Origin of the sequence: Acinetobacter pittii ANC 4050 (assembly GCF_000399685.1) — a bacterium.
GTDB classification, from domain to species: domain Bacteria; phylum Pseudomonadota; class Gammaproteobacteria; order Pseudomonadales; family Moraxellaceae; genus Acinetobacter; species Acinetobacter pittii_E.
Genome location: NZ_KB976987.1, coordinates 2,532,997 through 2,550,824, shown reverse-complemented (window position 1 = coordinate 2,550,824; position 17,828 = coordinate 2,532,997). Strand labels below are relative to the sequence as shown.

Below are 17,828 nucleotides of genomic sequence, written 5' to 3'. Positions count from 1 at the left end.
GGCTTTTTTATAGTGACTCATAACTTGAGTAATAAAAAAACGCCTGAAATTGATCAGGCGTTTTTATTTGAACTAATAGATTTAATTATTGGCGAATTTGTCCATCACCTAACACAATCCATTTTTGTGAAGTTAAGCCTTCTAAACCCACTGGGCCGCGGGCATGGATTTTATCGGTGGAGATACCAATTTCAGCACCTAAGCCATATTCGAAACCATCAGCAAAACGAGTTGATGCATTAATTACGACTGAGCTTGAATCTACACGAGCCAAGAACTGACGAGCTAAAGTGTAGTTTTCAGTCACAATTGCATCGGTATGATGTGAACCATATTTGTTGATATGGTCAATTGCTTCATCAATCCCGCTCACTACTTTAACTGCAAGAATTGGCCCTAAATATTCGGTGTACCAATCTTCTTCTGTCGCAGGTTTTACAGAGGCACCCAAAATGCGGCGTGTTTCTGGACAGCCACGTAACTCAACTTGTTTTTCAGCATACAGTTCAGCAATGTGCGGTAAGAAAACGTCTGCAATTTTTTCATCAACCAGCAAGGTTTCCATCGCATTACAAACGCCATAACGATGTGTTTTGGCATTTAAAGTAATTGGTAATGCTTTTTGCAAGTCTGCCTGTGCTTCAACGAATACATGGCAGTTACCATCAAGATGTTTAATGACAGGAATACGAGCTTCATTGGTTACACGCTCAATTAAGCTTTTGCCACCACGTGGAACAATGACATCTACATATTCAGCCATGGTAATAAGCTGACCAACAGCTGCACGGTCAGTGGTTTCAATGACTTGTACTGAATGTTCAGGTAACCCAGCAACTTTTAAGCCATGTTTAATCGCTTCTGCGATTGCTTTATTTGACTCAAGTGCTTCTGAACCACCACGTAAAATAATGGCATTGCCTGATTTAATCGCTAAAGATGCAGCTTCAAGGGTTACGTTTGGACGTGATTCGTAAATCATACCAACGACACCTAAAGGTACACGCATTTTTCCAATTTGAATGCCTGTGGGGCGATATGCAAGATCAGTAATTTCCCCAATAGGATCGACAAGTGCAATCACATCTTTTAAACCTTGCAACATGCCTTTAATACGTGCAGGTGTAAGCTCAAGACGATCAAGCAGGGCGCTGTCGAGCTGGTTGCTACGACCTTTATCCATGTCGATTTGATTCGCTGCCAAAATAGCTGCCTGATTATTTTCTAAAGCAGTATAAATAGCAGAGAGCGCATGATTTTTTAGTGAGGTAGAAGCACTTGTGAGGACACGAGAAGCCTCGCGTGCTTGTTGCCCAACTTTTTGCATATATTGTTCAATTGAATCTTGCATAGCATTTTTTAATCATTTACCAATGACTACGATAGTAGCAGTCAAATGCGGAACAATGAATGGCTTTTTTTCAAAAATGTGACCGCTATAAAAAAACATTTAAATATTTTGCAAACTATTAGCGGCTTAAACAGGATGAGCGGTCAATTCAGCGATTGCGTATATTTCAGACAATTGTTTAGAATGTTATTGTGCAATACAAACAAATACAAATTTTAAAGATTTGTGCATAAAAGATTACGTGTTCAAGAAGGAACTCTTGCAGCATAAAAAAATTACAGCAAGGAGGAAGCAAGGATATGAATTCCATTATTCAAATGGATTCGGAGATCAACCAAGCTTATGCCGGTTTTGGCTTTTTCGATATCTACCATAGAGATAGTTTTAAACGACCTGCTCGTACAACATGGATCGACGGCTGGAAAATTGAATATATGGCAATTGCCGATCCAAAAACGATTCACAATACGCCAATTGTGATTGTGGGCGGTGCTTTCCAGAATTTTAATTCTTATAAATATTGTGTTGAACAATTGTTTGAAAGCGGTCCAGTCATTTTAATCGATTTACCTTCGATGGGTGCAAATCAGCAAATTACCAATCGTGACACAGGAGTATCTGCGGGTACTTTAGAACTGCCTGATTTATCTGAAATGTTAGGACGTTGGTTAGATATCGTTGGAATACAAAAAGTTTCTGTCATGGGAATGTCTTTGGGGTCTGTAATCGCGTCTTGCTTTGCTTATCATCGTCCAGAATTAATGGATCGTATGATCTTGATGGGTGTCATGCAAAAGACTCGTAAAAGTTGGCGAATGATTTTGGAAGAGTCGCTCAAACTCATGCAAGAAAACCGCATGGAAGAGTTTGGGCAAGCTGTAATTTTGTATTTAGTTAATCATGCAAAATTAGATAAAACCCGTATGTCACCGACAGCCAAGAAATTATTTTTTAGGCAAATGGCTGAGTTTACGGGTACTGAACGAGAACGTTATGAGATTAACTGTAATCGTCTTTTGCGTTTAACGGATGTGCCTATTCCAGAGTGCAAAACGTTGGTTGCAGCAGGGCAATACGACAGTTTTACTTTGCCTCATGAAAATGCGAACTTTGCGTTGCAATGCCCTGACATGGAATTTGCACTGATCGCAAATGCAGATCATGTACCTCAGTTGCAGCGTCGTAAAGAAACCATGAGTTTGTTTACTTCATTCTTGAAAGGTGAATCTATCCAAGATCTAGATGGTATCATTCCAATGACGCGTGAACAAATGCAAAACATGGAACGCCGTGGTGAAGAGCGAGTTCGGGTTTTGCAACCGAACACTCAACTGACTCACCGAGAGAGTGATGTGCAAGTACCTGTGACAATTGTTGATGTTACATTCTTTGGTATGTATTTAAAAATGGGTGATGTTTCGCAGCTTGATTTTGTGAATGATCATCCACGTGATTTGGTACTACATTTAGAAGATGAAGAGGGCGGTTTTGCAATTGAGTGCTTGATTTTTGAAAGTACCGAGCAGGGTATTCGAGCTCTATTTAAACATGGTAGTTTTGAACTTGCTGATCGTTTAAGTCGTTTTATTGCTCGTCAAAAACTAGCAGTTTAATAATATAGTTATAGATGGAAGCTCGTTTATTTCGAGCTTCCATTTTTTATATGTATTATTTTATTTGTGCGTGAATAGTCCAGACCAAATCACCCAAATGTTGCTCATGAGCATCAGAGGAAATTTGTCCAAAGAAAATTTGTGGTTGTTCAATAGTAACTTGCTCAAACTCTGTATCTTTAAAAAAGTCTTTAACTTCTTGAGGGCTTTTGAAATGAAAACTAAACGAGCTTCGAGACATGAGTTTAAGTAACTTACTACTGTTCCAGATAATACTGGCAAGTTTGTTTTTAACTGGCTCAGGGTAGAGGTCAGTTAAATAATGAAACTTTTTAAAAGACGAACCATAGTGCGCAATTGATTGAATCAGTTGTTTTAATAAATCTTTATCAAAATAGTTAATCAGGCCTTCACTAATTACCACCAGAGGGCGGTTTGGGTCAAATACTTCAAATGCTTGTGCAAAAGCTTCTGTAAATAAATCAACTGATAAAACTTCAGGTGCATTTTTTTCAATTTGCTGTAATGCATTTTGTTTGGTTTGTGCCATATCGGGTAAATCAAGCTCCCGATAGGTAATCGAAGGGTAATGCTGTCTAAACCACCAACCACGTGGTGATAACCCACATGCTATTTCTAAAACTTGTAGATCAGGATTTTCTTGAATGAGTTGTTCTAAGTGATGATCAAGCATGGTGTGGCGTTGTTTGAGTGTCGTACGCATGCTACCGCCGACATATTTCTCAGCCCAAGATTCTATTGGATGAACCAAATACGCTAGTGATTTGCCTTTGGTTGTGGCAAGTGCTTCATGAGAAATCCCCATTTGATACCAGATATACCCCGTATAGTGGGCAGTAAAAGAGATGTGGCGGTGTTTTGAAAGTTGTTGTGTCATTCGTCCTGAACTCGATTTATTGTTTTTGTGTGATCTTCATTATTTGTAACTATGAAGAGGTTTTACTGCATTGATGTTGAATGAACCTTCATGACGGAGTCCTGTCAATTAGGTTGGCATTCTGGGATAAACTTTCAGTTAGAGTTACTTTTCTTTCGGGAAAAGTAACCAAAACCATTGTCATACGCAAAACCTGTTCACTTTCTGCATCTATCAAATATATTCAAGCAATTAATATCTTTCAGAAGAGGTACAGGTTGCGTATGACTTAACCGCGTATCAGATAGTGAATAGGTTTTTGTAGCCAATTAAAATTTTTACTAACTTAAATCGAATTTTTAAACTCTTCAATGGCGGTTTTGACAGCTTGCCACTCATTTCCAAGCGATAAAGTTTCACCAATCTGAATTTGTGGAATTTTTCCACGCATGCGTTCTAAACGTTCTTGGTTTGGTAGCTCTAAATCTGTAATACCTTCAAGTGCTGTGCAGGCTGCAGTTCGGTCATTACACACGAGTCCCATATCACAACCAGCTGCTAGAGCGGCTTGAATACGTGCATCTGCACCGCCTGCTACGCAAGCAGCCTGCATGCTTAAGTCATCAGAGAAAAGTACGCCATTAAACTTCAAGCGATTACGGAGAACTTCTTGAATCCAGAAAGGCGAAAAACCTGCTGGATTTGGGTCAACTTGATCATAAATCACATGTGCAGGCATGAGCGCATCAAGCTGAGGCATAAGCTTAATGAAGCTTTGCATGTCATGGTTATAAATTTCGTCATAACTGCGGCTGTCGATTGCAGCCGCGACATGAGAATCGGCTTTTACAGAACCGTGGCCGGGGAAGTGTTTGCCCGTGTTTGCCATTCCAGCTTTTTTCATGCCTTGCATAAACGCGCCAGCAAGTGGTGCAATATCTTCAATATTTTTAGAGAAACCACGGTCGCCAATCACGTCACTAATTGCATTAAGATCTAAAACCGGTGCAAAACTAAAATCGATACCGACAGCAAGGACTTCGGTTGCCATGAGCCAGCCACATTTTTCAGCCAGCTCAAGTGCTTTTTGAGGTTGAGTTAGATATAACTCTCCGAAACGGCCCATAGCTGGTAATAGAGTGAAACCTGATCTTAGGCGCTGAACTCGACCACCTTCTTGGTCGACAGCAATCAAAATATCTGGACGAATTTGACGCATATGGTCGGTTAAAGCACGCACTTGTTGTGGCGATTCAATATTTCGTGCAAATAAAATCATGCCACCGACTTGCGGAGCGCGTAATAGTTCAATATCTTCTTGAGTAAGTTCTGTGCCGGCGATGTCCAGCATCAATGCGCCAATCATATTGGTTCCATTTGAATTTTGATTGAAAAACAATAAGCGAATTTTGCAATGTTTTGCTACATTTTGTCAGTACAGAATATGATAAAACTACACGGTATAAACAATTTAGTTGGTTAAGATTTTGAATCTGCTTAGTTCATATCGAAAACAGAGCGTGTAAGATAGGAACACCCAAGGAAGTATTAAAAATTTATGAAACTTCAAACTATAGCTTGTGCAGTAGCGATCGCGACTGGCGGTTTATTCTTCTCTCATACGATGAATGAAGCGAGAGCAGCAACCAATACTGCTGCGGTTTCTCAATCAATCCAGCCAACGCAAGAACAAGCTTTGGTAGCTCGCCAGCTGGCAACTTTAGTTGATCGCCAACATTATTTAAATATGCGTCTGGATGCGACGACATCAAATCGTATTCTCGATATGTATTTAGATAGTCTTGATCCAGATCACTCACTATTTTTAGACGCTGAAGTTCAAAATTATAAAAAACTCTATGGTTCAAATTTTGGTGCTTCATTAAAAGCGGGGAATTTAACTGGACCGTTTGCAATTCATCAACAATATCGTGAACGCTTAAAACAGTTTTATGAGTTCATGCTGGCTGAATTGAAACAACAGCAAAATTTAAAACAGCCAAATAGTTATATTGAAGTTGATCGTGAAAAAGCACCGTATTTTAAAACGACAGCTGAGCAACAAAATCATTGGCGTAAAATGTTGGTTTCACAGTTAATCAACTTAACCATTAGCCGTGAAGAAGAGCAGGCGAAACAAAAAGCGCTTAAAGAAAATCCTTCACTTGCTAACGGTCAGGACTTAACTGGCCCAGAAGATTTAACGCCAGCTCAAACGTTAACTAAACGTTATACACGTCAGCTTGAAAGAATTAGTCGTGTGAAAAGCGATGACGTCTTGGACAAAACATTAAATGCAATGTTGGCGACCTATGATCCGCATAGTAACTATTATCCGCCAATTGATGCGATCGAACTAAATCGCCAAACCACCTTGCAACTCGAAGGTATTGGTGTGTCGATTCGTCCAGAACGTGGCAATGAAGATTACACCAAGATTGAAACTATTGTAGAGGGTGGTCCTGCAAGTAAGTCTGGTCAAGTTAAATCAGGAGATCGAATCATTGGCGTCGCTCAAGAGGGCGAGAAAATGGTTGATGTGATTGGTTGGACAAGTTCTGAAATTGTTGGACTCATTCGTGGTAAACGCGGAACAAAAGTCACATTAAAACTTCTTGGTGCCGGTGCATCAATGAGTCAAGCACGTAATGTGACTTTAGTGCGTGATGTGATTCAAGAAGAAGATGCTGGCGTTCGTTCACGCACAGTTGAAGTAACACGTGATGGTAAAAAGCATGTGTTGGGTGTAATTGAAATTCCATCATTCTATTTTGACTACCGTTCACGTCGTGCAGGTCAACAATACCGTTCAGTTTCTGAAGATACTGCAAATGCTTTCGAAGCACTAAAAGCGAAGAAAGTAGAAGGGATTATTATTGATTTACGTAATGACCCAGGTGGTTCATTAGAAGAAGTTGCACGCATGTTGGGGCAGGTGATTAAGTCTGGTCCGGTTGTACAAATTCGTGATGGTAATGGCAACGTAAGTGTTTTTGAAGACAATGATGGCGGCCAACAAATTTATACAGGTCCACTCGCTGTATTGGTGAACTTGGCGTCGGCTTCAGCAAGTGAGATTTACTCTGCTGCCATTCAAGACTATGAGCGCGGTATTATTATTGGTAGTACAACAACTGGTAAGGGTACAGCTCAGGTACAACTTGATACTCTTGCATACGGTCAAGCGACTTTAACTCAGCGTAAGTTCTATCGTATTACGGGTGGTAGTACACAAAATAAAGGTGTAGTGCCAGACATTAAACTCGTCGATATCTATAACGAAGAGTTTGGTGAACGTAAATCGAAGAATGCGTTGAAGTGGGACACAATTCCTACTGCACCATTTAAGCGTGAAGGTTCTGTTCAGCCTTATGTGACAAAGTTGTCTCAATTCTCTGAACAACGTGTTGGTAATGATGCTCAGTTTAAATATCTAAATAAGCGTACTGCGATTGCTAAGGTAACAAGTGAGCAAAAACAAGTGGTACTTGATATTGATAAGCGCCGTGCTGAATTACTTGGTTTAGAAAAACAAACTTTAGATGCAGAAAATGAACGCCGTGCTGCAACTGGTCAAAAGCCTTTTGCAAATTGGGAAAGCTATCAAGCTTCATTGGATGCTCTAGCTGAATCTCGCGCTAAAATGAAAGCATCACAACGTCCTGCATTACCAGAAGAAGAAACTTTTGTGACTGAAGCCGCAAATGTACTTATGGATTATGCAAAATTGCAAAATCGCTAAATATTACTAGGTCTTAAGAGAAAAGCATGCTGTTATCAGTGTGCTTTTTTTATTTTTCATGTCAGTAAACTGTCATGCATTTATCATCAAATTGTCAAAAAAACTGCTTAATCTTTAAGCATGAAAATAAATACATTGATGGATGGCGCTATGCAAAGTTCATACGCGACAGCACTATTAAAACAACAGCAACTTCCTGAAAGCTTCCAATTCTTTTTTAAACAAAAGCAACTATCTAATACGCATTCATTGCATGATTTAGTGCGTCCACGTTTAAAAATTGCAATTGTTACTGAAACTTGGCCACCTGAAATTAATGGTGTGGCACTTTCATTATTACAATTATGCCAAGGTTTACAGAAACAGGGGCATAAGATTTTATTGATTCGCCCAGAGCAAAAAGCGAAATGCCAAGACTTTACGCCAGAGCAAGAGTGTCTGGTGATGTCGCAGGCGATTCCAAAATATCCGACTTTACAGTTTGGTTGGCCACAATATTTAAAAGTATCGAAAGCTTTTGAAAAATTTGTGCCCGATGTCGTTCATATTGTGACTGAAGGGCCATTAGGCTTAACAGCCATGCAAGCTGCTAAAGCAAAAGCTATTCCGATTTCGAGTGGCTTTCATTCACCATTCCAAGATTTTAGCCGATTCTTCGATTTGGCTTTTTTAGTCAAACCAATTCAAAAATACCTTTGCTGGTTTCATAACAATACGCAAGTGACCTGTGTGCCAAGTAAGGATACACAAGAAGCATTACGCGGTTTTGGTATTACTTGCCCGTTGGTTGTGGTTGGACGCGGTGTAGATACGACCAGATTTTCACCAAAGCATCGCTCTGAACATTTGCGAAAACAATGGGATGCTGATGAGAATACTCGCGTTATGCTTTACGTGGGGCGTTTATCTCCCGAAAAAGAAGTGCAAGTGCTCATTGAAAGTTATGCCAACCTACAAAACATTCAGCCACATAAAACTAAATTAGTTATTGTGGGAGATGGCCCAGATTTTGCTCGGTTAAAGTCACTACCTGCAGCGAAGGATGTTATCTTTACCGGAAGTCTGAGAGGGCAAGATTTGGCAGCCGCCTATGCGAGTGCAGATGTATTCGTTTTTGCTAGCCAAGTTGAAACGTTTGGTAACGTAGTTTTAGAGGCGATGGCAAGCGGTTTACCAGTTATCGCGTATGATTATGCATGTGCACATCAATATCTAGCCCATGGTGTGAATGGCTGGTTAAGCCCACTTGGACAAATAAACCACTTTATACAACAAATTTATCAGCTTCCTTCAGTACAACAACTTAGAGAAATGGGCGTACAAGCCTGTCATAAAGTACAGCAAAGCGGTTGGCAACTTCCGGTTCAGCAATTGGAGCAGGCATTTTATCAGGTAGTGAAGGAGCCCTCGTTGGACTTCACCTAAGTATCCTAAGATAGGAGAATGACCATGAAACTTAAGAATGCAAAAATAAAAATACTCGATTTAGATTTGAGAGGCTGTTTATATCTTAATAATTTTTCTCATTCACAGCGTGTTGCCCTTTTTTTCAAAATTATCAGTCGTGTTGGTGATGGTCCATTTTGGTATCTAATGCTGGCAATCGTGTGGGGAATGCAAGGCATCACCTATAGCTTGCAAATCATCTACTTGTTATTAGGTGGTTCGGTCGGAACAGCAATCTATAAATTTTTAAAACATAAAACAACGCGACCGCGTCCTTATCAGGTGCATCAGGTGATTATACTCGGTGAAAGACCACTTGATCACTTTAGCTTTCCATCGGGTCATACGCTTCATGCGGTCATGGTAACGATTGTGTTGGGTTATATCCAGCCAGTTCTACTTGCAGCTATGTTCCCATTTATGGTGCTGGTCGCTTTGTCTCGGATGGTGTTGGGCCTTCATTACCCAAGTGATGTAATCGTAGGTGCCCTAATTGGTGCAGCAGTCGCTACGATGATTATTTTTATAGCGCCATTATTGAACATTGCTTTATAGGCAGCGGTAATTTTTATCAGCTTAAGCTATCGATTAGGTTTGTGGATTTGCTAAAGTACACAGTTCGTGATTTAGCAGATTAAACAGATAGGAGCCGCTATGGGCTTACGTTGGACAGATACGATTGATATTGCCATTGAATTGTCAGAAGCACATCCAGAAGTTGATCCGCAATGGATCCGTTTTACCGATTTACATGCATGGGTGTGCGCATTACCAGACTTCAGTGATGACCCAAATAAATCGACAGAAGGATTGCTAGAAGGCATTCAGATGGCCTGGATAGACGAAGTTCGCTAAAAACAGTAGAAAAAATCGCAACTTTTACACATTCAAAGCTGATTATTGCCTATGACATCGGTATAATGCGGCAAATTTTTTAATGTTTAAATTTTAAAATAAAGGAGCCACTCATGGCTATTGAACGTACTTTGTCTATCGTAAAACCTGATGCAGTGTCTAAAAACCACATCGGTGATATTTTTGCTCGTTTTGAAAAAGCGGGTTTAAAAATTGTTGCGACTAAAATGAAACACCTTTCTCAAGCTGATGCTGAAGGTTTCTATGCTGAGCATAAAGAACGTGGTTTCTTTGGTGACTTAGTTGCATTCATGACTTCTGGTCCAGTTGTAGTATCTGTTCTTGAAGGCGAAAATGCAGTTCTTGCACACCGTGAAATCTTAGGTGCTACAAACCCTAAAGAAGCTGCTCCTGGTACGATCCGTGCTGACTTCGCTGTAAGCATCGACGAAAATGCTGCTCACGGTTCTGACTCAGTTGCTTCTGCAGAGCGTGAAATTGCTTACTTCTTTGCTGACAACGAGATCTGCCCACGCACTCGTTAATCGAAAGCATTCAAACCAGATAAGTGGTATACTACTTATCTGGTTTTTTTATTCTCTCAAGAGAATATTGTTTGATTCTTGAACAATATCTTCAGTTTTTTGACATGGTTTAGGTAAATACACATGAGTTCTGCAGTGGTCGTTTCATCTGAAAATCTTGATGGACAGCAGCAATCTTCGTCCACGCCGGTAATCCCTGCTGCCGAAAATAAAGTGAATTTGCTCGGCATGTCTCGTCCTGAGTTAGAAAAATTCTTTGAAGATATTGGTGAGAAGAAGTTTCGTGCCGGACAGGTCATGAAATGGATACATCAATACTTTGTCACTGATTTTGCTGAAATGACCAATATTTCAGGTAAATTACGTGCAAAGCTTGAACAGATTTGTGAAATTAAAGCACCTGAAGTGGTTCACCGTCATTACTCAAAAGATGGTACACGTAAGTGGGTGTTTCGCGTAGGTGAGGGTGCAGGTTCTTTAGTTGAAACTGTATTAATTCCTGCTGAAGATAAAACTGGATTACGTAAAACACTTTGTATTTCTTCTCAAGTGGGCTGCGCATTAGATTGCTCATTTTGTTCGACAGGTAAACAAGGTTTCCAACGTGATTTAACGCCAGATGAAATTATTGGGCAACTCTGGATGGCAAACTATTCTTATATGGAGGAAGTGCCTGTTGCCGAACGTGAGCGTTCAGTGACCAATGTCGTGATGATGGGTATGGGTGAGCCACTGCTCAACTATGATGCCGTATTAAGCTCAATGCAGATCATGCTTGATGACTTTGCTTATGGCATGTCAAAACGTCGTGTGACTTTATCAACGTCTGGTGTTGTACCAAAAATTGACCAGCTTGCAAAAGATATTGATGTGGCTTTAGCAATTTCCTTGCATGCACCAAACGATGAGTTACGTAATGAGCTTGTGCCAATTAATAAAAAATATCCATTAGCTCAGTTAATTGCAGCATGTCAGCGCTATATTGCCAAAGACGGTAATGAAAGTACGCGTAAACATGTGACCATCGAATATGTGATGTTAGAGGGCGTAAATGATCAGCCTGAACATGCACAGCAAATGATTAAATTATTAAAAAATTTACCAAGTAAAATTAACTTGATCCCATTTAACCCATTCCCGCATGCACCATATGGTCGCTCAAGCCGAAATCGTATTATCTCGTTCCAAAAAACTTTGTCTGATGCCGGATTTGTGTGTACGATTCGTCAAACACGTGGTGATGATATTGATGCTGCATGTGGACAGCTAGTGGGTCAGGTGGCTGATAGAACCCGCCGTGCTGAACAGTGGCAGAAAAAAGTGACACAGCGTCAAGAGATTTTGCGTACACAAGGATAAATTGAGGGCAGGCTTTGAGTATTCCAAAGTTAAAAACGGTCTTATGTATGGGGATTGCAGTTGCATTTCTGGTAAGTGGTTGCCAGACAACGCATACGCAAAAAAAAGACCCAGAAAAAGCAGTAAAAGTGCGTACACAACTTGCTGCTGAACATATCCGTTCTGGTGACTTGGACTCAGCAAAGCGAGCTCTTGATCAAGCTTTAAGTGTAGATAGCCGCGATGCAACAGCAAACATGATGATGGGGATTTTGCTACAGCAAGAAGGTAGCAAAACCAACTTAGAAAAAGCAGAACATTATTTTAAACGAGCAATTTCATCTGAACCGGATAATGCTCAAGCACATAATAATTATGGTACTTATTTATACCAAATGGAGCGTTATAATGAGGCGATTGAGCAATTCCGTATTGCTGGCGCAACATTAGGTTATGACCAACGCTATCAGGCATTAGAAAATCTGGGGCGTATTTATTTAAAATTGGGTGATGTTGTGAATGCTGAAAAAACATTCAAACAAGCACTCCTTGCTAACCGCGACTCTTATATTTCAATGTTAGAGTTAGCGGAAATTTTTTATTTGCAGCAGCAGATTCCGGCTGCTACACAAATGTATGAACAATATGTTCATACAGTGGGGCAGAAAAATCAGGGTGCAAGAGCACTTTGGATTGGTGTAAGAGTGGCTCGAGCCAATGCGGATAAAATGGGAACGCAAGCGTTAGTAAACCAATTACGTGCCTTGTTCCCGGAAAGTCCAGAATATCAACGTTATTTGCAATTACAGTATAGTACTGAGGCCGTATGGAAATAAATCCTAATTCACAGCAGCCAACTGGCTCAAGCTTACCGACTTCTGCTTTAGGAAATATTCAACGTCCTGGTGAGTATTTACGTCAAATTCGAGTTGCTCAGAATAAAGAGTTAGGGCAAGTTTCTTCAGATTTAAATATGCCGGTTAAGACTCTGACCGCTTTAGAGCAAGATGATTATAAGTCATTGCCGGAAGCGACTTTTATTAAGGGTTATTACCGTTCATATGCGAAATATTTAAATACAGATGCGACGGCAATTATTCAGCGCTTCGATGAGATTTATGCAAATGATACGGGCCTTTTACCAAATCATGCTTTAAATAACTCGCCAATTAAAATCATGGGCAAACTCCCGGGTTCTAATAGCGATCGTAATAAGAAATGGTTGAAACGTGCACTGCTTGCTGTTGTAATTCTTGCTGTTGTGTCATTGCTTGTTATGGGTATCCAAAAATGGACTTCAAAGAAAGACGATGCAGATTTACCTAAAGTAAATCAATCGAATGTTGAAGTTTTACCTATGCAGGGAAGTACCACCTCAACAGTGGGTGACCAATTAGTGTTAAACTTTAACCGACCAACTTCTGTTCATATTGTTGATGCAACAGGTAAAGTTTTGGCGACAGGTCGTCAGTCATCAACTTTAAGCTTAAATGGTGAGTCTCCATTCCAGATTCGTCTTGATGATGCAACAGCTGTGTCATTAAGTCTAAACCAAGAACAGATTTCATTGTCTCCATATACGGTAAACGGTAAAGCAGAATTCCGTTTATCCCGCTAATACCATGAGTTGAGCGATACAATGATAGAGAACCCAATTAAACGTCGACCAACACGTAAAATCCGTGTTGGTTCGGTGTATGTCGGTGGCGATGCACCTATTAGTGTGCAAAGTATGACAAATACCGAAACTTGCGATGTCGATGCAACCGTGGCTCAAATTGAGCGTTGTGTTGATGCAGGTGCTGATATTATGCGTGTTTCGGTCCCATCTATGGAGGCTGCTGAAGCATTTGGTGCAATTCGTAAGCGCGTTTCAGTACCTTTGGTTGCAGATATTCACTTTGACCATAGAATTGCCTTAGCTGTTGCAGATTATGGTGCAGACTGTTTACGTATTAACCCTGGTAATATCGGATCAGATCAGAAAGTTCGTGAAGTCGTTGCAGCGGCACGTCATCATGGTATTTCTATGCGTATTGGGGTCAATGCGGGTTCTCTAGAAAAAGATTTACAAAAGAAATATGGCGAGCCTACTGGGCAAGCACTTCTTGAATCAGCTTTACGTCATATTGATATTTTAGACCGTCTTGATTTCCATGAGTTTAAAGTTAGCGTAAAAGCCTCAAATGTGTTTTTAACCATGGATGCTTACCGCTTGCTTTCTCAGCAAATTGATAATCCATTACATTTAGGCGTAACTGAAGCTGGTATTTACCGTACAGGTACTGTGAAATCAGCAATTGCCCTTGGTGGATTGTTGATGGAAGGTATTGGCGATACGATGCGTATTTCGCTTGCTGCCGAACCGGAAGATGAAATCAAGATTGGTTTTGATATTTTAAAATCACTTGGGCTTCGTTCTAACGGGATTAACTTTATTGCTTGCCCGAGTTGTTCACGCCAAGAATTTAATGTTATTCAGGTGATGCAAGCGTTGGAAGAACGTTTAGAAGATGTTCGTACTCCAATGGATGTGTCGGTAATTGGCTGTAAGGTAAACGGTCCGGGTGAAGCAAAAGAAGCTGATATCGGGGTTGTTGGGGCTGCGCCTCGTTCATTGGTTTATCGCAATGGTGAAAAAAGCCATCTAATCGATACCGATCAATTGGTTGATGAAATCGAAACAATGGTTCGTCAACGTGTCCAAGAGCTTGAAGAAGCTAAATCTAAAGAAATTATTCGTAGTTCATCATGAGTTCAATCGTCGCAATCAAAGGTTTTAATGACATCTTGCCAACGCAAACAGTAGCGTGGAGACGTCTCGAGCAACATTTAGCATCTTTAATGGATGCTTATGGATATCAACAAATTCGTTTGCCGATCGTTGAACAAACGGGTTTGTTTAAACGTGCTATTGGTGATGCTACCGATATTGTCGAAAAAGAAATGTATACCTTTTTCGATAAAGGCAATCCACCAGAGTCATTAACCTTACGTCCGGAAGGTACGGCAGGTTGTGTTCGTGCTTTAGTTGAACATAACTTGTTGCGCGGTGCTACGCCACGCGTGTGGTATATGGGACCTATGTTCCGTTATGAGAAGCCACAAAAAGGACGTTACCGTCAGTTCCACCAGTTTGGCGTGGAAACTTTCGGTGTTGCGACTCCTGATATTGATGCTGAATTGATTATGTTAACTGCTCGTTTATGGAAACGTATGGGCGTTGCAGATAAAGTTCAGCTTGAATTAAATACTTTGGGCGAAACTGATGAGCGTACAGAGTACCGTAATGCATTGGTTGCGTTTTTAAACGAACATAAAGATGCGTTGGATGAAGATTCACAGCGTCGTTTAACAACAAATCCATTACGTATTTTGGATTCTAAAATTGAATCTACCCAGAAAATTCTGGAAAATGCGCCAAAATTACATGACTTCTTAAAAGAAGAAAGTTTAGATCATTTTAAGCAGTTACAAGACTATTTGACTGCTGCTGGCATCCAATTTGTCATTAATCAGAAGTTGGTGCGTGGTCTAGATTATTACAATAAGACTGTTTTTGAGTGGACAACTACTGCTTTAGGTTCGCAAGGTACTGTATGTGCTGGCGGTCGCTACGATGGTTTAGTTGGTCAGCTAAAAGGTAAGCCAGATCAATCTGTACCTGCTGTTGGTTTTGCGATGGGTATGGAGCGTTTATTGCTTCTACTTGAACAGGTTGAACAGGCAGAAGTTATTCGTGATTGTGAAGTCTTCTTGGTTGCAGAACCTGCTTATCAAACCAAAGCTTTGATTTTAGCGGAACAATTACGTGACCAGTTGGAAGCTGCAAATAGCAGTATTCGAATCAAAACAGGTTCGCAAGGTAGCATGAAGAGTCAGATGAAAAAAGCTGATCAGGCTGGGGCTGTTTACGCCATGATTTTGGGTGAGCGTGAATGGGAAGCGCAGCAACTTGCCATCAAAGAGTTGGCAACAGCTGAGCAGTCACAAGTTGCACTGGCTGACCTTGTACCATTCTTAATTGAAAAATTTACAAAATAAACTGAAACATCTGGAAAAGGACAATCACATGAGCTTAAGTGATGATGAACAATTCGACAGCTTAAAGTCGTTCGCAAAAAAATATGGTTCTGCCATCATTAGCGGGATTCTCATTGCATTGATTGCCTTTTTTGGGTGGGAATATTGGCAAAAAAGAAATCTTGCAAGCAGCCAAGTAGAAACTGCAAAAGTACAGCAGTTAATGGATGAGGCAAATGCGAGTGCCGATAATCCTAATGCTTTAACTTCGGTAACTGCATCGGCAGATAAGATCGTAAAAGATGATATCGATTCTGTTCAGGCCATACAGACTCAGTTTGTGTTAGCAAAATTAGCCTATGAAAAACAGGACTATGCAGCTGCTGAAAAAGCGTTGAAGAAAGTTGAAAATTCAAAAGTCAAAGATGAAGGTTTGATTCAAGTTGTAAAATTGCGTTTAGCAGATGCACAATTGGCGCAAAACAAATATGATGAAGCACTAAAAACCTTGTCTGGTAATGTCGATCCTGCGTTTAAAGCAACAGTAGAAGAGTTACGTGGTGATATCTTTGTTGCCAAGAAAGATATTGATTCTGCTAAAAAAGCGTATCAAGCTGCATGGGATTCGTTACTGGAACGTAAACAAGAGCGACAAATTTTACAAATTAAACTCGAAAGTGTTGGCGTTTTAGTTGAAGATCCACAGATTGAGCGCCCAATTTTGGAAACACAGGTGGAAGAGTCTTAATGAATCAGAAATTCAAACTGCCTTTGGCAATTGCAATCGCATCGGCTGTACTGGTGGGATGTTCTAGCAACAAAGTAAAAGAAGCAAAACCAAATCCACTACCGAAATTGACTGAGTCGAAAAAGACTCTAGTACCGGTGTTTTCGCGCAGTGTTTCTTCTACTGATAAGGCAGATCCGTTACGTTTGCAGCTTGATGCAAGTGAAGGCGTAGTTTTTACGCTTGATCCAAAAGGTGAAGTTGCCGCATATCGTGGTAAACAACGCCTTTGGGAGAAAAAAGTCAGCAAATTAGGCTTAAGCTCTGGTGTTGAAGCTGCTGAAGGAATTGTTGTTGTTGGTAATAGTAAAGGTCAACTGTTTGCATTAGATCAGGCAACAGGTGAGCAGAAGTGGACAGCACAGTTATCTGGTGCACTATTAAGTCCTTCTTTAGTTCAGTCTGGACGTGTTATTACCGTTGCTAATGATGGTACTGTGTTTGCTCATGATGCTGCTTCAGGTCAACAAGTTTGGGCGTATAAATTACCAAATGTTCAATTTAGTTTACGTGGACAGGCATCACCAGTGAGTCTTGATCCGCGTACTGTATTAATTGCATCTGCGAATGCATATGTTTATGCAATTGATACGATTAGTGGTATTCCGCGTTTCCAACGCCGTGTTGCGGTAAGTGAAGGTCGTTCTGATATTCAACGTTTAATTGATATTGATGGTGATCCTGCTGTTGCCGGACAGTTTATGGTAACGACTAGTTTCCAAGGACAAGTGACCGTAACTGACCTAGCTTCTCAACGTGTAGTTTGGAGTGAAGACTCAAGCAGCACGAAGCGTCCAGAAGTTTATGACAATAAAGTATTTGTTTCTTCTACGGATGGTAAGTTAACGGCTTATGATTTAACGACAGGCGAACAGATTTGGCAAAATGATAGTTTGTTAAACCGCCATTTAAGTAACCCGGTTGTGTTGGGTTCGGACCTTATTGTTGGTGATTTAGATGGAGTATTACATCTTCTTGATCCGGCAACAGGTAAGCTAATTGGTCGTTCAAAAACGAGTGGTGAGGTCAATACATTACGTGTTATTGAGAACCAACTTTACGTTTCGACCAGAAAAGGCGATTTAAGTATTTGGCAGAATCGTTAATTTCGTTTGCTTGTGCTAAAATAGCCGCTTAACAAATTACGCTGTTAAAAAATATCGGGGTGTTTGAATTAAATCAGTTCAAAGCCCCGTCTTTTATTATGGTCATATCTGACCTTAAAATATATCTCCTGTATTGTTTCTAATG

At 40.4% G+C, this 17,828-nt stretch carries 16 protein-coding genes; 13 read left to right on the top strand and 3 right to left on the bottom strand.

Annotated elements, in window-relative coordinates; translation table 11 throughout:
* Positions 1 to 85 precede the first annotated feature (85 nt).
* Positions 86 to 1,351 carry a glutamate-5-semialdehyde dehydrogenase gene (proA, locus tag F931_RS15755; protein ID WP_016142250.1) on the bottom strand — a complete coding sequence of 422 codons (1,266 nt, stop codon included), beginning with the start codon at positions 1,349 to 1,351 and terminating at the stop codon, positions 86 to 88.
* 299 nt (positions 1,352 to 1,650) lie between these two features.
* On the opposite strand from proA, the gene F931_RS15750 reads away from it, so the two are divergent.
* The gene (locus tag F931_RS15750) at positions 1,651 to 2,964 is read left to right on the top strand and encodes an alpha/beta fold hydrolase (protein WP_016142249.1); all 1,314 of its coding nucleotides are present in this window, start codon (positions 1,651 to 1,653) and stop codon (positions 2,962 to 2,964) included.
* Between the two features lie 55 nt (positions 2,965 to 3,019).
* Here the strand turns inward: F931_RS15750 and F931_RS15745 are convergent, their stop codons facing one another.
* Both F931_RS15745 and nagZ read right to left on the bottom strand, forming a co-directional pair.
* Positions 3,020 to 3,862 (bottom strand): class I SAM-dependent methyltransferase, encoded by an 843-nt coding sequence (locus F931_RS15745; protein ID WP_016142248.1) that lies wholly within the window; start codon positions 3,860 to 3,862, stop codon positions 3,020 to 3,022.
* 325 nt (positions 3,863 to 4,187) lie between these two features.
* Positions 4,188 to 5,207: a beta-N-acetylhexosaminidase gene (nagZ, locus tag F931_RS15740; RefSeq protein ID WP_016142247.1), complete on the bottom strand. Its 1,020-nt coding sequence runs from the start codon at positions 5,205 to 5,207 to the stop codon at positions 4,188 to 4,190.
* Between the two features lie 192 nt (positions 5,208 to 5,399).
* On the opposite strand from nagZ, the gene prc reads away from it, so the two are divergent.
* From prc to bamB, 12 genes are all read left to right on the top strand, one after another.
* Entirely contained in the window at positions 5,400 to 7,583 is a 2,184-nt protein-coding gene (prc, locus tag F931_RS15735; protein ID WP_016142246.1) for a carboxy terminal-processing peptidase, read from the top strand.
* A 138-nt stretch (positions 7,584 to 7,721) separates the two neighbouring features.
* Positions 7,722 to 9,008, top strand: coding sequence for a glycosyltransferase family 4 protein (locus tag F931_RS15730; RefSeq protein WP_080649514.1), 1,287 nt, complete (start codon positions 7,722 to 7,724; stop codon positions 9,006 to 9,008).
* A gap of 24 nt (positions 9,009 to 9,032) precedes the next feature.
* Positions 9,033 to 9,584 carry a phosphatase PAP2 family protein gene (locus F931_RS15725; protein ID WP_016142244.1) on the top strand — a complete coding sequence of 184 codons (552 nt, stop codon included), beginning with the start codon at positions 9,033 to 9,035 and terminating at the stop codon, positions 9,582 to 9,584.
* 99 nt (positions 9,585 to 9,683) lie between these two features.
* Positions 9,684 to 9,884, top strand: coding sequence for a Fe-S cluster assembly protein IscX (gene iscX, locus F931_RS15720; RefSeq protein WP_004698764.1), 201 nt, complete (start codon positions 9,684 to 9,686; stop codon positions 9,882 to 9,884).
* A gap of 113 nt (positions 9,885 to 9,997) precedes the next feature.
* Positions 9,998 to 10,429 carry a nucleoside-diphosphate kinase gene (gene ndk / locus F931_RS15715; protein ID WP_003654870.1) on the top strand — a complete coding sequence of 144 codons (432 nt, stop codon included), beginning with the start codon at positions 9,998 to 10,000 and terminating at the stop codon, positions 10,427 to 10,429.
* 123 nt (positions 10,430 to 10,552) lie between these two features.
* The gene (gene rlmN / locus F931_RS15710) at positions 10,553 to 11,788 is read left to right on the top strand and encodes a dual-specificity RNA methyltransferase RlmN (RefSeq protein ID WP_002115097.1); all 1,236 of its coding nucleotides are present in this window, start codon (positions 10,553 to 10,555) and stop codon (positions 11,786 to 11,788) included.
* A 14-nt stretch (positions 11,789 to 11,802) separates the two neighbouring features.
* Positions 11,803 to 12,603, top strand: a complete 801-nt coding sequence (gene pilW, locus F931_RS15705; RefSeq protein WP_016142243.1) for a type IV pilus biogenesis/stability protein PilW — start codon at positions 11,803 to 11,805, stop codon at positions 12,601 to 12,603.
* Complete coding sequence (locus F931_RS15700) at positions 12,594 to 13,385, top strand: helix-turn-helix domain-containing protein (RefSeq protein WP_016142242.1); 792 nt, start codon at positions 12,594 to 12,596, stop codon at positions 13,383 to 13,385. Before pilW ends, F931_RS15700 begins: the two co-directional genes overlap by 10 nt.
* 21 nt (positions 13,386 to 13,406) lie before the next feature.
* Entirely contained in the window at positions 13,407 to 14,522 is a 1,116-nt protein-coding gene (gene ispG, locus F931_RS15695; protein WP_016142241.1) for a flavodoxin-dependent (E)-4-hydroxy-3-methylbut-2-enyl-diphosphate synthase, read from the top strand.
* Entirely contained in the window at positions 14,519 to 15,811 is a 1,293-nt protein-coding gene (hisS, locus tag F931_RS15690) for a histidine--tRNA ligase (protein ID WP_016142240.1), read from the top strand. The genes ispG and hisS overlap by 4 nt, the downstream gene beginning before the upstream one ends.
* A 28-nt stretch (positions 15,812 to 15,839) precedes the next feature.
* Entirely contained in the window at positions 15,840 to 16,538 is a 699-nt protein-coding gene (locus tag F931_RS15685) for a YfgM family protein (RefSeq protein WP_016142239.1), read from the top strand.
* Entirely contained in the window at positions 16,538 to 17,683 is a 1,146-nt protein-coding gene (gene bamB / locus F931_RS15680; RefSeq protein WP_016142238.1) for an outer membrane protein assembly factor BamB, read from the top strand. Before F931_RS15685 ends, bamB begins: the two co-directional genes overlap by 1 nt.
* The last annotated feature ends 145 nt before the right edge of the window (positions 17,684 to 17,828 follow it).

What these genes read in the sequence shown, in the direction of transcription:
- proA (WP_016142250.1), bottom strand. Translation starts at nt 1,351, where the DNA reads ATGCAAGATTCAATTGAACAATATATGCAAAAAGTTGGGCAACAAGCA.
- F931_RS15725 (WP_016142244.1), top strand. Translation starts at nt 9,033, where the DNA reads ATGAAACTTAAGAATGCAAAAATAAAAATACTCGATTTAGATTTGAGA.
- iscX (WP_004698764.1), top strand. Translation starts at nt 9,684, where the DNA reads ATGGGCTTACGTTGGACAGATACGATTGATATTGCCATTGAATTGTCA.
- rlmN (WP_002115097.1), top strand. Translation starts at nt 10,553, where the DNA reads ATGAGTTCTGCAGTGGTCGTTTCATCTGAAAATCTTGATGGACAGCAG.
- F931_RS15750 (WP_016142249.1), top strand. Translation starts at nt 1,651, where the DNA reads ATGAATTCCATTATTCAAATGGATTCGGAGATCAACCAAGCTTATGCC.
- F931_RS15745 (WP_016142248.1), bottom strand. Translation starts at nt 3,862, where the DNA reads ATGACACAACAACTTTCAAAACACCGCCACATCTCTTTTACTGCCCAC.
- bamB (WP_016142238.1), top strand. Translation starts at nt 16,538, where the DNA reads ATGAATCAGAAATTCAAACTGCCTTTGGCAATTGCAATCGCATCGGCT.
- hisS (WP_016142240.1), top strand. Translation starts at nt 14,519, where the DNA reads ATGAGTTCAATCGTCGCAATCAAAGGTTTTAATGACATCTTGCCAACG.
- prc (WP_016142246.1), top strand. Translation starts at nt 5,400, where the DNA reads ATGAAACTTCAAACTATAGCTTGTGCAGTAGCGATCGCGACTGGCGGT.
- F931_RS15730 (WP_080649514.1), top strand. Translation starts at nt 7,722, where the DNA reads ATGGATGGCGCTATGCAAAGTTCATACGCGACAGCACTATTAAAACAA.
- ispG (WP_016142241.1), top strand. Translation starts at nt 13,407, where the DNA reads ATGATAGAGAACCCAATTAAACGTCGACCAACACGTAAAATCCGTGTT.
- F931_RS15685 (WP_016142239.1), top strand. Translation starts at nt 15,840, where the DNA reads ATGAGCTTAAGTGATGATGAACAATTCGACAGCTTAAAGTCGTTCGCA.
- ndk (WP_003654870.1), top strand. Translation starts at nt 9,998, where the DNA reads ATGGCTATTGAACGTACTTTGTCTATCGTAAAACCTGATGCAGTGTCT.
- F931_RS15700 (WP_016142242.1), top strand. Translation starts at nt 12,594, where the DNA reads ATGGAAATAAATCCTAATTCACAGCAGCCAACTGGCTCAAGCTTACCG.
- nagZ (WP_016142247.1), bottom strand. Translation starts at nt 5,207, where the DNA reads ATGATTGGCGCATTGATGCTGGACATCGCCGGCACAGAACTTACTCAA.